Genomic DNA, 15,517 nt, shown 5'->3' with positions numbered 1-15,517 from the left:
GCGGACCGATACCAACGAAGTCCCCTTCCACCCCCGGAAGGGGACTTTTTGCATTGGAGGCAGACATGAACATCGCGACAACTGCAGCACAGATCGGCCTGGAGCGCGAGACGAGAACCGGCGCGGTAACGGTTCCGATTTACCAGACGGCGACCTTCCGCCATCCAGGCCTTGGACAGAGCACCGGCTACGACTACAGCCGCTCGGGTAACCCCACCCGCCAGGCCCTCGAAGAGGGAATGGCGCGCCTGGAAGGGGGCAGCCGCGGTTTTGCCTACGCCTCCGGCATGGCGGCCATCACGAGCCTCATGTTCCTTTTCGAGCGCGGCGATCACCTTGTGGTCACCGAGGACCTCTACGGCGGGAGCTACCGGCTCTTCGAAAAACTGTTCCAGCAGTTCGGCCTGAGCTTCAGCTACGTCGACACGAGCGACGTCGAGCTGGTCAGGCAGGCGATCCGCCCCAACACGCGTGCCCTCTTCGTCGAGTCGCTCACCAACCCGCTTCTAAAGGTGGCCGACGTGGCGGCGCTCGCGGCGCTCTGCAAGGAAAAGGGGATGCTCTGCATCGTCGACAACACCTTCCTGACGCCGTACCTTGTGCGTTGTCTCGATCTCGGCGCCGACATCACGGTCTACTCGGGTAGCAAGTACCTCTCCGGCCACAACGACACGGTGTGCGGCCTCGTCGCCGTGAAGGACGCCGCCCTCGCCGAAAAGGTGTACTTCCACCAAAACGGCGCGGGCGCGGTGCTCGGCCCCCAGGATTCCTGGCTCACCATACGCGGCATCAAGACGCTCACCATCCGGATGGAGCGCCAGCAGGAGAACGCGCTCGCCCTCGCCTTGTGGCTGAAGGAGCACCCAGGCGTCGGGCGGGTCTATTACCCGGGGCTGCCGGAACATCCCGGCCACGACCTCATGCAGCGCCAGTGCACCGGTTTCGGTGCGATGATCGCCTTCGAGGTGGCCCGTCCAGAACTCGTCGAGCGGCTGCTTATGAAGACACGGCTCATCTCCTTCGCGGAAAGCCTCGGCGGCGTCGAGAGCCTGATCACCTTCCCGAAGGTGCAGACCCACGCGGATATCGAGCCGGAGACGCTGCAGCGCCTCGGCATCAACGACCTGCTGCTGCGGCTTTCGGTAGGCATAGAAGACAAGGACGACCTGATCGCCGACCTGGCGCAGGCATTCGCATAAGGAGAGCACGCATGAAATTCGCAACCGAACTGATCCACGGCGGCGACCCCATCGATCCCCAGCACGGCTCGGTGAGCCACCCCATCTACCACACCTCCACCTTCGCCCAGCAGTCGATGGATCATTTCGGCCGCTACGACTACGCACGATCCGGCAACCCGACCAGGGAGGCGCTGGAAGAAGCGGTCGCGGGACTCGAGAAGGGTGCCACCGGGCTTGCCTTCGCCTCGGGAATGGCGGCCATCGCATCCACCATCCTCCTCTTCGCCCCGGGGGACCACCTCGTCGTGTGCGAGGACGTCTACGGCGGGACCTTCAGGCTCCTGTCCACCCTGTTCAAGGGGTGGGGACTCGAGGCCACCTTCGTGGACGCCACCGACACGGCGGCCCTTGCCGCCGCGATCCGCCCGGAGACCAAGGCGCTCTACCTGGAGACCCCGTCGAACCCGCTCATAAAGATCACCGACCTTGCCGCGGCGGTCGCGCTGGCGGCGGAGCACGGCATCCTGACCATCGTGGACAACACCTTCATGACCCCGTACCTGCAGCGGCCGCTCGAGCTTGGCTGCGACATCGTGCTGCACAGCGGCACCAAGTTTCTTAACGGTCACTCCGACGTGATCTGCGGTTTCGCCGTCGCCCGCGAGCCCGAGCTCGGCAAGAGGCTCCGCTTCATCCAGAACGCCTTCGGCGCGGTGCTTGGCCCCCAGGACTGCTGGCTCGTGCTGCGCGGCCTGAAAACACTTAAGGTTCGCATGGAGGAACACCAGGCAAGTGCGCAAAAAATAGCGCTATGGCTGAAGGAGCAGAAGCAGGTGGAGCGGGTGTACTACCCGGGGCTACCCGACCATCCGGGCTACGAGGTGCACAAGCGCCAGTCGAGCGGCCCGGGCGCCGTGCTCTCCTTCGAGCTTTCGAGCTTCGAGCTCACCACGCGCCTGCTCGAGGGAGTGAAACTCGCCGCCTTTGCCGTCAGCCTCGGTGGCGTGGAGAGCATCCTCTCCTACCCGGCGAAGATGTCCCACGCCGCGATGCCCCCCGCAGAGAGGGAAGCACGCGGCATCAAGGACACCCTGGTGCGTCTCTCCGTAGGTCTCGAGGACCCGGACGACCTGATCGCCGACATGGCGCGTTTCCTGGACATCTAATTTCCCCCGCCAAGCCCCAACGCAAGAAAGCCCGGGAGAATCGTCTCCCGGGCTTTCTTCTTTCAAAAGAGCTGGCAGCGCCTGATACCTCAGCGCCTCCACTTGAAACTCACCGTCTTCACCCCAGGGAATGCCCTCTGGAACCCGGCCAGACCCTCGTCCGTGATGCTGTTGCCGCTGCTGGTAAGCCCCTGCAGTCCCTGCATCCCCTGCAGGTAGACGAGGCCGCGGTCGGAGATGCTGGTCTGGTACAGGTAGATCCTCTTCAACGCGGTTAGCGTCGAGATCCCGAGGAGCGCGGCGTCGGTCAGGGCGGTCCCACAGAGGTAGAGTTCCTCCAGGCCGGTCAGATGCACGATGTGGTCTAAATCGGCGTCGAGCGCGTCGTAAAGAAAGAGCGCCTGCAGATCTTCCGGGTTCAGCCCCTGCAAAAGCTTCAACTTCTCCCCTACCCCGTCCTTCACGTCCAGGCGCAGCGCCTGATCGAGATACACCCGCACCGAACCGATGGCCGGCCCGCCCTTTTTCCAGTCGCTGAAGTTCGCAGAACGCAGGTCGCGCAGGTAAAGGTCGCCGCACGCGGCATCGGCCGGGAAGGAGACGATGCGCGCCTGCCTCGTCGCACCGCGCACGGAGCTGCGTGCCTTCTCCCCTTTGAGCGCGGCCAGACGCCTCAGCGCACGGGCGATGTTGATCTCGGCCGCCGCCACCATCTCCGCGAAGAGATCGCTCCCCGCCGCCATGCTCTCGTCGACCCGCAGCTTGAAGCGGTGCACGTAACTGGCACGGAGTTCCTCGATCTGCTCGTTCACCTCACGGATCGCCTCCATCTCCACAGCGATCTGCCGCTTCACCCGGACAAGCTCCGCCCGGATGTCGCTCTGCTCGGCCTGCTCGGGGAAGTGCCGCCGCCAGTTCCTCAGGATCTCCCTGAGGGTGCGGTGATCCTCCTCGGCGTAAGCGCGGTTCGCCTTCAGCATCAGTTCGTGCCGCACCGAATTGGGACCGTCACCGGCGAGATCGGGATGGATCGCCTTGGCGACCTCGCGGTACAGGGCCTTGATGTCCTGCTCATCCGCCTTCCAGACCCGACCGCGGCTTCCGTGCGCGTCGCCGCCCCGGAAGGCCTTGCCGCTTTGGTAGGTGCGGCCGTCCAGGTAGTCATCCTGGTCGTCCGGTGCGGAAGCGGTCCCCTCGCAGAAGTCATCTTCCGCGACGCTACCGGCGCCGGTGAGCCGGTCGATCTCGGCTTCGATCCCTTCCAGCTCGGCCATCCGTTTGCCCAGCGTCTCCTGGTAGTTCCGCTCGAAGCCCGCGATCTCCTGGCGCAACTGGTGCAGCACGGCGCTCGCCTCGGCATGGCGTGCGCGCAGCGAAGCGAGTTCGGCGCGCCTCTGCTCGAGTTCTATTTCCTCAGGTGATCTCTGTTGGTAACGGGCGGTCATGGATTGTCACGCAGTTCAGGATTGTTTTAAAAACGGATCTTTATCATAGCACCTTAACACGAGCAGGCGCTCTGACACAAAAGGATTTTATCAGATGAAAGGGAAATTGTCTGAGGGAAGTAAACCACTGTCATGGGCACCAGCACCGACAGGATGCGCCGCCGACAGAGACGTATACGTCGAGACATGAGATTTTGGCATCCTCATGCAGTGAGAGTAAATGCACCAGCGACACGACACAGACGTACCGTATCATCGGCATAAGTACCCGAAGCGACGTGGCTCTCCTGACAAAGCCGACAGCACGGCAAAGCCAAGGCCAGTACAGGCAGACCCTGTATACTAAGCAGAACACTTTAAACCGATCTTAAAAAATGATTGACACGGAGTATGCAGACTGGTATGGTTACGCACCCGCGAATTCCCGCAGGTTATAACAAAACGGAAGTACAGGGAGAAGTAAGTAAATGGTAAACGGCACGGTAAAATGGTTCAACGACAGCAAGGGGTTTGGTTTTCTTGAGCAGGAGAACGGCGAGGATGTCTTCGTTCACTTCTCCGCCATCAACAGCGACGGCTTCAAATCCCTCACCGAGGGTGACTCCGTGACCTTCGAGATCGTCAAGGGACCGAAAGGTCTTCAGGCGGCCAACGTTTCCAGGGTCTAAGTCCGACATATAGCGTAGAACTTTATCAAAAGCCCCGGAGCGATTCGGGGCTTTTTTCGTTTCCCCTCACCCGCCGCAGACCGGGCATCCCTGCATGGATAGCGGCTTCTCAAGACGGCACTCCCTCAAAAGCCGCTCGTCCCTGAATATCTCCCTCGTCGGACCGTCCGCGCGCACCGCCCCCCCTGAGAGGACGATGGTCCGCTCGCACACCTCAAGCACCATGTCGAGATCGTGGCTCGTGATGATCTTGCTGTGCCTGAAATCCTTCAAAAGCCCGATCAGCTGCCTGCGGGCGTAAGGGTCCAGGCCGTTTGTCGGCTCATCCATCACCAGCACGTTTGGGGACATGGAAAGCACCGTCGCGATGGCCACCCTGCGCTTCTCGCCTGCGGAGAGATGATACGGCGCCTTCTCTGCAAGATGCTCCGCGTCCACCCGGCACAGCGCATCGGCCACGCATCGCTTCAGCTCCTCGCCGGTGATCCCCAGGTTCATGGGACCAAAGGCGACATCCTCGCGGACCGTGGGCATGAAAAGCTGATCATCGGGGTCCTGGAACACCATCCCGACGGTGCGCCGCACCTGTTCGAGGGTCGCGCCGCTGACCGGTACGTGGCCTATGCGCACCTCTCCCGACTCGGAAAGCAGGTGCCCGTTCAGGTGGGCTAGGAGCGTCGACTTTCCCGCCCCGTTCGCGCCGATGACGGCGACGGACTCGCCGTGGGTGACGCTGAAGGTTACGTCGTGCAGCGCCTCGGTGCCGTCCGGGTAAACGTGGCGCAGGTGTTCGATCTCGATGATGTGATGGCTCATGACAGGGTTCCCGTTACCAGCGCCCCGAGGAGACGGGGAAGGTTGCACAGCCTAAGGGTGACGAGGAGGCCGCCCCAGAAAAGTACGAAAAGAAAGTCCGAAAGCCCCGGGCGCCTGGATTCGGCAGCGGGAAGCATGCCGTTGTAACCGCGGGCCAGCATCGCCATGTGGGTGCGCTCCGCGCGCTGCCAGGTGCGCAGGAGCAGGTGCCCGAGCAGGGGAGCGTAGCTCGCAAGCCCCCTCCCCTTGCCGCCAAAGGAGCGCATCTCCCTTGCCCGCGCCGCACGTCCCCCCTCATCGGCCAGCACGAAGAGGTAGCGGTAGAGAAAAAGGAGCTGCATGGCGAACACCTTGGGCATGCCTAGCCCGACAAGGGCGCGGCAGATGGGGACGAAGCCGGTAAGCGCGGTCAAGGTGAGTGCGGCGGCCACGGTGAGCGCGGTCCTCAGCATGATGGAGGCGAAGGAGATCCAGCCGCCGGTCACCCCGATGTCACCGAGACGGAAGAGTACCTCCCTATCGAGAAACGGGTTGAAGATGCCGACCGCGACGACGAAGGGGAAGACCAGGAGAACACGCGATGCGAGGTACCCGGCGGGAAGCCGCCCGACGGCGATGAGCACGGCAGGGTAAATCAGGAAGGGAACCAAAGCGGAGAGCTCGTACCTCCCGAAGGAGACGACGCAGAGGATGAAGATTAAGGTGGCGAGCACCTTGGCGCGGGGATCCAGTCGGTGCAGCACGGTATCTCCCCCCGCGAGCCGATCCAGCCGCTTCAAATCAAGCAGTGCCCCATGTACCGATGCCATGCCCTTTTCCTCGCCGAAACCACAGCCGAGCGCGCCTACGCCTCGGGAGCGGCCCCTCCCCTTTTCGCCCGGCGCAGAAGCGCCGCCACCGCGACCACGATAACGAGGGTGATGAGCGTGCCGACCACACCGGCGGCACCCGGCCCCGCCTGTTGAGCGGCCACCCCGTCCCCAGCCGGCACGCGATACTCGGCGAACCACGCGAACCTTCCCTGCAGCGCGTGCAGGTAAGCGGTCACGCCATGCAGGGCAACCGGCGCAGCGCTACCGGACGCACCGGCGACGGACCATTCAAGCCCGTCAGGCTTATCGGAGGCGAAACGGGAGATCCCGCCTGCAACCAGCAAGGCGCAGACAAGGGCAGCGGCGAGAAACGGCTTGAGCGAAGGTGCGGCCTCTTCGTGAGCCCGGCGGGCGAGCAACTCCGGACGGGCCTTGCGCAGGAAGGAGACCACGGCGAGGGTAACCGCCCCCTCGACCGCGCCGATGGCCAAGTGGATGGGGAGCATGAGCGCGAGGAACTTCACAAGCGGCAGCTCGGATACCCCGGAGAGCGCCGTCTCCAGCACCACGCAGAGAGCGCCCAGTTGCATGGCGCAGAGCGCTGCGAAAAGCGTCACCGCCGCCTCGCGGCGGGGCCCCGGTGCTGTGCCGATCAGCCTTTTGTACAAAAGCGGATAGATGATGAAGGCGGGGATCACCCCGAGGTTGAAGATGTTGCACCCGAGGGCCAAGAGGCCGCCGTCGGCGAAGAAGAGCGCCTGCACGACGAGCACCGACGCCACGGTGAGAAAGGCGGCGCTCGGGCCTAATAGAATGGCGAGGAGCAGACCGCCGGTTAGATGCCCGCTCGAGCCGGTGCCGGGGATGGAGAAGTTGATCATCTGGGCGGCGAAGAGAAAGCCGCCCAGCACACCCATAAGCGGGGCGATGCGATCGTCGCTCTCGCGGCCAAGGCGCGCCGATCCCCAGGCGATGGCGCCTGCGGAGACGGCCCACATGGTCCCCCCGACCGACGGGGATAGCAGAGCGTCCGCCATATGCATCAGTTTCCTCCGCGTGCTTCCCGGTCAAAACCGCGTAGCACGAATTTCAATTCAGTGACACGGTTTTTTATACAGGATGCCCTCTACCCTGTCAACGCATATCCCCCGGGAACGCGGCCGTCACGGCAACGATCGCGTATACGTTTCACCAACCCTCTTCCGTGAGGTTTTTTTCCTACAAATCGCTTCTCTTTTTATTAATACAATGCTAATCTGCGCGCCGAGGTGCAGATGGGCCGGGCAACGATACCGGACAACGAAGTCCCGCACCTGGTTGATGCGCAAGGAGCGCTCCCAATGAACGGTTCCGAGAAGCAGACAGGCCATTTCACCATCAACTGCACGGTTGTTCTCGCCCTTCTCGTAACCCTCTTTTTCCCGTTCGGCTATTTTGCGGTCAGCTACCAGCATGCGCTGGGCAGCCTCGAGACCGAGACCGAGATCAACGCCCGCATCATCACCTCCCTTGGCAATATCCGCCCAGACTCCTGGCATGAGGAAGCGCACCGACTGGATGCCATCCTCTCCAGCCACGGCACCCCCACCACCTCAGAGAGGCACCGCATCCTGGACGCAGGGGGAAGGGAACTGGCCGCAAGCGGGGGGCAGCTCGCAGCACCGGTTATCCAGCGTACCCACCCCATCCTCTACGGCGACAAGGTCATCGGAAGCGTCGAAATCAGCCGGTCGCTGCGCCCCATCATCAAAAGGGCCGCCCTGGTAGCGGTCGCAGGTTTCAGCGTCTCCCTCATCGTCTTCGTACTACTCCCCTTCCGCGTCATCAACCAGGCCAACCGACAACTGCAGGACTCCTACACCTTCCTGAAAAAAGTCATGGAAAGCAGCGCTAACGCGCTCATCGTCCTCAACCTCGACGGCACCGTGGACATGGCCAACGCGCGCTGTACCGAGCTCTCTGGATTTCAGCCCCCGGAATTTATCGGGCACGACATCGGCACGTTCGTCTGTCCCTACTGCATCGACATGGTGCGGCGACAGCTGCATCTCGTCACGTCCGGCACCGCCGAGATAGTGAAGTTCGAAGCGGAATTTCTCACCAAAGACGGCGGCACGGTATCGATCGCCTGCGGCGCCACGCCGGTCTACCAGGAGGGGCGCATCGCCTGCACCGTGCTCTCCATCGAAAACATCACCGAGCGCAGGCAGTCGGTGGAGGCGCTCACCGCTGCAAAGGAGTACACCGAGAACCTGATCCAGGCAGCCTGCGTGATGATCCTGGGGCTTAACCTGAAAGGGGAGGTAACCCTCATCAACCGTGCCGGCGAGGAGATGACCGGCTATCGGCAGGAGGAGCTCCTGGGGAAGAGCTGGTTCGAAACCGTGATGGGTGCCGAGGCCTTCCACAAGATGTGCTGCATCCCGCAGGAGGCGGGGGCCGGCACCGGAGGTTGCGCCTGCGAGGGGCAAATCGTGACCAAAGCGGCGGCCATGCGCACCATTTCCTGGCGCAACAGCGCCATCGTGGAAAAGGGGACCGTCGTCGGCACCCTCTGCTTCGGCATCGACATAACCGAGCACAGGAAGGTAGAGGCGCAGTTAAGGCACTCGCAGAAAATGGAGTCGATCGGCCAGTTGGCCGGCGGGGTGGCGCACGACTTCAACAACATGCTGAGCGTCATGCTCGGTTACGCCCAACTCTGCCAGCTCGAAGCGGCCGGCGCGTCCCCCCTCTCCCTTTACCTCGATGAGGTCATCAAGGCCGGGGAGCGCTCCCGCGACATGGTACGCAAGCTCCTCGCTTTCTCCCGCAAGGAAATCATCTCCCCGAGACGCGTGAACCTAAACGATCACTGCCTGGAGATGAAGAAGACGTTAAGCCGCCTGATCGGTGAGGAGATCTGTTTCGATTTCGTACCGGACGACGAGCTCTGGCCGGTACGCATCGACCCCTCCCAGGTAGACCAGATCCTCATGAACCTGGCGGTAAACGCCCGCGACGCCATGCCCGAAGGAGGCACGCTTACCGTTGCGACCGGTAACATCACCGTCGATACCGAGTTCTGCGACTTCCGCCTCGATGCGAAGCCCGGCCCCTATGCGTGCCTGAGTGTCATCGACACCGGCACCGGGATGGAGCGCGAGGTGGTGCGGCGCATCTTCGAGCCATTTTTCACCACCAAGGAGGTGGGACGCGGCACCGGCCTAGGCCTTGCCACGGTCTACGGCATCGTCACCCAAAACGGCGGCTTCATCGACGTGGAAAGCGAACCGGGACGGGGCACCTGTTTCAAGATCTACCTCCCGAAACTAACCGGCGACGCCGTAGTCCAGCAGGAGAGCAAGCCGACAGCGATGATCGGATCGGGCACCGTGCTCGTTGTCGAGGATGACGACATGCTGCGCCTCATGGCGACGCAGATGCTAGAGAAGATAGGCTACCAGGTGATCCAGGCAGCCAGCCCCCATCTCGCCCTCGCCATCTGCGGCGACATCAGCAAGAAGATCGACATGGTGCTATCCGACGTGATCATGCCGGAGATGAACGGCTTCGATATGGCCCGTGGCATAGCGACCATGCGCCCGGAGACCAAGGTACTTTTCATGACCGGCTACTCCGATGAGATGATCGCAAGGCGCGGCATTCAACCTGAGAAAGAGCTGCATTACATACAGAAGCCCTTCAACATGGAAGGGCTGCACGAGAAGATCATGGCCGTGCAGTCCGGCTGCTGACCAGTTCCAACCCAGTTTTGCCATCGTCGCCCGACTTTGATAGACTGGGACGGTAAGCCTTAACAGTAGATCCCACCGGGAGAAACCATGAAAAGATCCTATATACCGTTGATGCTGGCCCTGCTGTTTTCCCTTTCCTTTGCAGTCACCCCGCTCAGAGCTCAATCAGAACCCGGGTATTACACCGCTTCCGATCAATACCAGTACGAGGGAGATCTTCTCTACCCGGAAGAACTTGACGACCTGCTCGCTCCCATCGCACTCTACGCGGACCCGCTCATCGCCCAGATCCTACCTGCCGCGACCTTCGTGGACCAGATCCACGATGCAGCCCGCTACGTGAGGTTCTACGGCAACACGCCGGACATCGACTACCAGTCCTGGGACATAAGCGTGCGTGCCGTCGCCCACTACCCTCAGATCCTCTACATGATGGACCGGGAGTACCAGTGGACCGCTTCGCTCGGGCAGGCCTACATTGAGCAGCCCCAGGACGTGATGGATTCGATCCAGCGGCTGCGCCGATGGGCGTACGACCAGGGGAACCTCTATTCGACACGCCAGCAGGAGGTGTTCTTCGACGGTGACATGATAAGGATCGTCCCGGCTAGACCGCAGTACGTCTACGTCCCGGTTTACGACCCTTACGTGGTCTACGTGGAGCGTTTCTATCCAGCCACCCCGGCCATCTCCTTCGGTGTCGCCTTTACCCTTGGTCCGTGGCTCAACCGTGACTGCGACTGGCGCGGACATCGCGTGTACTACCACGGCTGGAGGGGTTCCGGGTGGGTCCGGCGCTCACGTCCCTACGTGCATGACCGGCGCAACATCTACATAAACCGCAGGGCCGCCGTGATCAGCGTGAACGAGCGGGTGGTCCAGCGTGACACGCGCATGTACCGCGAGCAGCTTCGCGTTGAGACCAAAAGGCATCGTGACGAGAGAAGGATGCCGCCGCTGCCGGCGGGCGTGTCGCGTCAGCCGAGACCTTCGGCGCCTCGCCCCGGCGGCGTACAAGCGCCGCGCCCGAGAACCGAAAGACGCAGTGAGCCCTGGACCGGTAGAGAGCCGTTACGCCCGGGCGTGACGACACCAACGGCACCCGCAACGAAACCCGGTGTCACCCCGCCGGCCACGAAACAACGCGAGCCTGGGGCCACGCAGCCGCGCGCCCCTCAGGCGCCGAAAGGACAGGTGGTTCCGCAGCAAGGTCAACCGACCCGCGTACAGCCTGCCGCTCCCGGCAAGCCGTCACCGCCGTCTGCAACGCCCTCCACCGGGAAGCCGCAGCCTTCCGCCACCACCGGCGAGCGTGGTGCCGAGCGAGGCAAGGGAGAACAAAGGCGCAGGAGCCCGGGTCCTGCCGTCAAGCCGCAACCGCAAGCACCAGCTGCGACACCTCAAGCTCCCGCGTCAGCGCCCCATACACCCGCGCCGCCGGCAGTCCCCGCGCCTACGCCGGTAAAACCGGCCGAGCGCGGTACCGCGCCACGCGGGGTAAGGCATCCCCCCGCTGCCGAGCCTGCGGTAAAAGAACCAGCCGTTGTCCCAGCGCCCCAGACGCGTCCCGTGGCGCCCCATCCGGCCGCAACACGACCCGCACCCGTCGTCAAACCGCCACAGCCGCAGGGCGTCAAACCGCCTCAGCCGCAGGGCGTGGAACCGGCACCAAAACGCGCAGAGCCCCCAGCACGTGAGGCCGAGCCTTCCCGTGGACGCGGCCGTGAAGATGCACCCGCCCGGCAAAGGGAAGATCGCTGACGCAACATAGCAGCGAAGAACAAGACACAAAACGCCGTCAAGAGCGCAGAACAGGAAATAAGACGGCCGAAGGCAATAAAGAAGGGGCGCACCGCACGGTGCGCCCCTTCTCTTTTGGTTCTACCCGAAATGTTCCACGAAGCAGCCTGTGTGTATCACAACGGCGCTGCTCGAGCCCTCGCGTTCCCCACTTTACGAAGGGGGAGCCTGCCGCCCGTAGCGGCCTCCGCGAAGGGGGGACAGGGGGGATTTGCCTTTTATAGAACCTCTACCTACTTCCCACCTGCAGCAGTTCGCACACCGCCGTAGCTAACGCCATCACCCCGCCCCTCAAAGTCGGCTCCGGAGCCGGAGCGTAGAGCGGCGAATGCTGCGATGGAAGAGACCCTCCAGAAGCCGCGCACTCCTCGAAACGGCTCGGGTCCGCAGCACCCAGCCAGAACATGCAGATGGGAATCTCACCTCCGAGCCCCCAGGAACCGAAATCCTCGCTCACCATGCGCGCCGCCGACCGGACCACGTTTGCCTCCCCAAGCGCCAAGCGCAAGGCACCGGCCAGACGCTCAGCGAGCACCGGGTCGTTGCAGGTCGCCGGATGCGCGGCAAGCACCCGCACCACGGGCGAAAGCTCCTGCGGCACCCCGGCGGCAAGCGCAGTCCCCTCGCAGATACGCCGCACCGACTCGATGATGCGGTCGCGCACCCGATCGTCGAAGCTCCGTATAGAAAGTTGCAGCACCACCTCTTCAGGGATGACGTTGCAGGCGGCTCCGCCGTGAATCGCCCCCACGGTGAGTACCGCAGGTTCGTGCGGCGATATCTCTCGACTCACGATGGTCTGGAAGGCAAGTACAAGCTGCGCGGCAAGCACCACCGGGTCCTTGCCGCATTCGGGTGCCGAACCGTGCGCCCCTACCCCGCGCACCACCACCTCGACCTCGGTGAAACTGGCAAGGAAATTCCCCGGCGCCCAGCCTGCGGTCCCCGCCTTCAGAAACAGCGTGCTGTGCAGCGCAAGGGCGAAATCGGGTCTCGGGCAGAGCCGATACGCACCGTCGTCGATCATAGCCTGTGCCCCGTCGCCCCCCTCTTCTCCCGGCTGAGCCGCCAGCACAAGCGTACCGGACCAGTTCGCGCGGCAGCGGGAAAGCACGCGCGCCGCCCCCAGCAGGCAGGACATGTGCACGTCATGCCCGCAGGCATGCATGACCGCCCCTTCGCTACCGTCGCGATAGGTCCCCCTTGCCATGCTCGCATAGGGAAGCCCCGTCTTTTCCTCCACCGGAAGCGCGTCCATGTCGGCGCGGAGAAGGACCGTCGGCCCGTCCCCGTTCTCCAGCACCGCCACGATGCCGTAGCCGGGCCAGTCGAAGCGCTGGTACCTGCCGATTCCCTCACTGACCGCGAAGCCGAGCGTGCGGAACTCACCCGCCAGGAAAGCGGCGGTTTCCCGCTCCTGACCCGAGAGCTCGGGATGGGCGTGCAGTTTCTTGTACGACTCGACCAGCGAAGGGAGTTCGGCCTCGACCAGCGTCTCCAGGGAGTCGCGTAGCGATTTTGTCAGCATAAAGTCTCTCGGACGTGGCGATGAAAATACCGCCGCAGGTTACTATGTTCCGCCGACGTTATCAACCGCCAACTGCACCCGCCGCAGCAGCAACACAGGGGACTGGCTCCGCAGGTGCCTGTCCCCTGTGCGAAGGGGGAGCCTGCCCCCCGTAGCGCCTCCGCGAAGGGGGGACAGAGGGGATTTGCCTTACCAGAAAATGCCCCGAACCTTCGCGCTCTCTGCTGAATCCAGTGCCCCATGCAGAGCACCATGGCTATTAAATCAGCAACAGACTTAAAGCCATACAGAGCGCTTAACAGCTAACACCCTGAAATACCATTCCCTGCACCCAAAGAAGCTTGACTGGCATGCTCCGTGTAAAGTCCCAAATTCAAGGAGGGACTGCCATGACCGAGATGATCGACGGGAAGGAACACGTCACAGCCGCCGAAGCCGCGGCGGAGCTCTCAACCACCGAGACGAAGATCCTCATGCTGCTGAAGCAAAAGGCCCTGCAGGGGACCCTCTCAGAACAAGGGTGGTTCATTACCAGGGAGTCCTTGGACTCCTTCGACCAAGACGCCGGAAACCCGCAAGCACAGCTCAGCTGCAGGACGAGCTGCAGCAGTTCAACCTGCGGATGCCGCTAGGAGGCGCCATGGGTATCACCGTTCACCCCTCAGACCTTAAGTACCGGTATCCGAAAGTGACGGAGCAGAAGTACGAGGCCAAATTCGCAGGCCCCGGCGATCCCTCACCCTTCAACCGCGACGACCTCTACGACATCGTTCCAATGCTGACCGCAGTCATGGACGAGTTACAGTGCGATGACGCAGACACCATGCACTTTCTCGAGGACCTTATGAACCGCGACCTGCCGCGTTTTCTGGAGAGCCGCGGCGAGGTCTTCGCCTTTCTCGCAGGATGCGGCAGGGAGATGCTGCAGCACCGACCATGAGCGCCCTGACGGCGCACAAACAACGGACAGTGGAGCCCCCTCCCTGGCCCTCCCCCCTACGGGGGCGGGGACTCGCAGATATCTCGCGTCACTGAAAATAAAGGAGCGGCAATGAACAGCTTAGCCATGAAAAGAGAGTCAATGACCGACAGAACACTTACCGACTTCGCGCCGGCCGGCTTCACCATCGTACCGATGACGGCTAGGCCGAACGGCTACCTGCTGGAACTCTCCGGCTTTCTAGCCCCCGGCTGGACCGGCAGGCTTGCAGCGGGCCTTGCCGATCACCGCGTCAGCATCATAAACGGATCCGCCGAAAAGGTGAACGCCAGCCACTGGCGCTCGCGCTTCGAACTGAAGAGTGCCCCCTTCGTCAAGAGCCCGGAGGGCATCGACTTCCTCGCCCTCGCCGCCACCGAGCCGGACCACAAGGCGGCACGGATCGAGCTTCTCGAATTCAGGATGGAACCGGCCGCACGCCATGAAGGAAGCGTGTTCATCGAGATCAAGGGAATCGACCGGCTCGGTTTCCTGGGCGACCTGTTGGATCACTTCAGCATGCGTTGCCTGTTCCCGGTCAAGATGACCATCGACACACTGGGCGATACCGCGGTAGACCGTTTCTGGCTCAGAGGCGTAGGCGGCTCCCTTCCTTCCGAAGCCATCACCGACTCTGTCAGGCAGAGCCTGGCACAGCTTCTGGTTGAAAAGCGCTAGCCACCTCCCTCAATCAGTCCCTCCCCCGACGGGGAGGGACCATGCAAGCCCCTCTCTGCCACACCATCCCTTCCCGGTGCGCTTACTGCACTAAAATAAAAGTACCGGTTGCAAAACCAGAGAGATTGGTTAAAGTCTTTAGCGTTGCCTAATCTATGGAGAAAGCCATGATCATCCATATCGTGCGCCACGCAGAAGCAGTTGAGAGAACAGCTGAGATACAGGAAGAGCATCGCTACCTCACCCGCCGCGGCAGACGACGTTTCAGGAAAGCGGCAAAAAGCCTGGCCACCCTGGGTATATCCCCTGACCTCATCCTCACCAGCCCACTCATCCGCGCCGTGCAGACGGCGGACATACTCGCAGAGAAACTCTCCTACAAGCGAGAACTGATCGTCGCCACGCAGCTCGCCCCCGGTTTCCGCCCCGAAGCGCTGGATGAGCTTTTGGGGCTCTACCCGCAGGCCGGTGAAGTAGCGCTGGTAGGGCATGAGCCGGACCTGGGCCTCGTCACGCAGGCGCTCTTTGGCGAGACCGACACCCTCACCCTTCCCAAGGGGAGCACCGTCTCCTTCAAGCGGGCCGCGGACGGAACGGGCGACGCACATTTTCTGCAAATGGTGACCGGCGGGGGACGCATCGTCACCACGCGCGGCAAGGCGATGGACCGCCTGCGCCAAGGCGGATAACAGTACACAAAGAAGGAG

The 15,517-nt window shown here is 62.7% G+C and carries 14 protein-coding genes; 9 read left to right on the top strand and 5 right to left on the bottom strand.

Features of this window, described 5'->3' with window-relative positions:
* Positions 1–65 precede the first annotated feature (65 nt).
* Together E4633_RS08010 and E4633_RS08005 are read left to right on the top strand one after the other, a co-directional pair.
* Complete coding sequence (locus E4633_RS08010) at positions 66–1,199, top strand: trans-sulfuration enzyme family protein (RefSeq protein WP_135869734.1); 1,134 nt, start codon at positions 66–68, stop codon at positions 1,197–1,199.
* Between the two features lie 11 nt (positions 1,200–1,210).
* Complete coding sequence (locus E4633_RS08005; RefSeq protein WP_135869733.1) at positions 1,211–2,347, top strand: trans-sulfuration enzyme family protein; 1,137 nt, start codon at positions 1,211–1,213, stop codon at positions 2,345–2,347.
* A gap of 89 nt (positions 2,348–2,436) precedes the next feature.
* Here E4633_RS08005 and E4633_RS08000 read toward each other — a convergent pair whose 3' ends face one another.
* Positions 2,437–3,792: a J domain-containing protein gene (locus E4633_RS08000; RefSeq protein WP_135869732.1), complete on the bottom strand. Its 1,356-nt coding sequence runs from the start codon at positions 3,790–3,792 to the stop codon at positions 2,437–2,439.
* A 467-nt stretch (positions 3,793–4,259) separates the two neighbouring features.
* On the opposite strand from E4633_RS08000, the gene E4633_RS07995 reads away from it, so the two are divergent.
* Positions 4,260–4,460: a cold-shock protein gene (locus tag E4633_RS07995; RefSeq protein WP_129126184.1), complete on the top strand. Its 201-nt coding sequence runs from the start codon at positions 4,260–4,262 to the stop codon at positions 4,458–4,460.
* 66 nt (positions 4,461–4,526) lie between these two features.
* Here E4633_RS07995 and E4633_RS07990 read toward each other — a convergent pair whose 3' ends face one another.
* The 3 genes from E4633_RS07990 to E4633_RS07980 are packed head-to-tail and all read right to left on the bottom strand — an operon-like array spanning position 4,527 to position 7,131.
* The gene (locus E4633_RS07990) at positions 4,527–5,276 is read right to left on the bottom strand and encodes an energy-coupling factor ABC transporter ATP-binding protein (protein WP_135869731.1); all 750 of its coding nucleotides are present in this window, start codon (positions 5,274–5,276) and stop codon (positions 4,527–4,529) included.
* A complete protein-coding gene (gene cbiQ, locus E4633_RS07985) occupies positions 5,273–6,085 on the bottom strand; it encodes a cobalt ECF transporter T component CbiQ (RefSeq protein WP_135869730.1) in 813 nt (270 codons plus the stop codon). The genes E4633_RS07990 and cbiQ overlap by 4 nt, the downstream gene beginning before the upstream one ends.
* Before the next feature lie 35 nt (positions 6,086–6,120).
* The gene (locus E4633_RS07980) at positions 6,121–7,131 is read right to left on the bottom strand and encodes an energy-coupling factor ABC transporter permease (RefSeq protein ID WP_135869729.1); all 1,011 of its coding nucleotides are present in this window, start codon (positions 7,129–7,131) and stop codon (positions 6,121–6,123) included.
* Positions 7,132–7,428: 297 nt separating this feature from the next.
* On the opposite strand from E4633_RS07980, the gene E4633_RS07975 reads away from it, so the two are divergent.
* Complete coding sequence (locus tag E4633_RS07975; RefSeq protein WP_135869728.1) at positions 7,429–9,825, top strand: hybrid sensor histidine kinase/response regulator; 2,397 nt, start codon at positions 7,429–7,431, stop codon at positions 9,823–9,825.
* A gap of 87 nt (positions 9,826–9,912) precedes the next feature.
* Complete coding sequence (locus E4633_RS20755) at positions 9,913–11,586, top strand: DUF3300 domain-containing protein (protein WP_246037977.1); 1,674 nt, start codon at positions 9,913–9,915, stop codon at positions 11,584–11,586.
* A 268-nt stretch (positions 11,587–11,854) separates the two neighbouring features.
* On the opposite strand, the gene E4633_RS07965 is transcribed toward E4633_RS20755, so the two are convergent.
* Positions 11,855–13,153: an amidohydrolase gene (locus tag E4633_RS07965; RefSeq protein ID WP_135869727.1), complete on the bottom strand. Its 1,299-nt coding sequence runs from the start codon at positions 13,151–13,153 to the stop codon at positions 11,855–11,857.
* Between the two features lie 389 nt (positions 13,154–13,542).
* Between E4633_RS07965 and E4633_RS07960 the strand changes: the two genes are divergently transcribed.
* From E4633_RS07960 to E4633_RS07945, 4 genes are all read left to right on the top strand, one after another.
* The gene (locus tag E4633_RS07960; protein WP_135869726.1) at positions 13,543–13,785 is read left to right on the top strand and encodes a hypothetical protein; all 243 of its coding nucleotides are present in this window, start codon (positions 13,543–13,545) and stop codon (positions 13,783–13,785) included.
* 8 nt (positions 13,786–13,793) lie between these two features.
* Positions 13,794–14,093, top strand: coding sequence for a hypothetical protein (locus E4633_RS07955; RefSeq protein ID WP_135869725.1), 300 nt, complete (start codon positions 13,794–13,796; stop codon positions 14,091–14,093).
* A gap of 141 nt (positions 14,094–14,234) precedes the next feature.
* Positions 14,235–14,810: a hypothetical protein gene (locus tag E4633_RS07950; protein WP_135869724.1), complete on the top strand. Its 576-nt coding sequence runs from the start codon at positions 14,235–14,237 to the stop codon at positions 14,808–14,810.
* 167 nt (positions 14,811–14,977) lie between these two features.
* Positions 14,978–15,499 carry a SixA phosphatase family protein gene (locus tag E4633_RS07945; RefSeq protein WP_135869723.1) on the top strand — a complete coding sequence of 174 codons (522 nt, stop codon included), beginning with the start codon at positions 14,978–14,980 and terminating at the stop codon, positions 15,497–15,499.
* Positions 15,500–15,517: the final 18 nt, after the last annotated feature.

This window comes from Geomonas terrae (genome assembly GCF_004791675.1).
GTDB classification, from domain to species: domain Bacteria; phylum Desulfobacterota; class Desulfuromonadia; order Geobacterales; family Geobacteraceae; genus Geomonas; species Geomonas edaphica.
The sequence above is the reverse complement of the archived record's forward strand: the minus strand, read 5'-3'. Positions and strand labels throughout refer to the sequence as shown.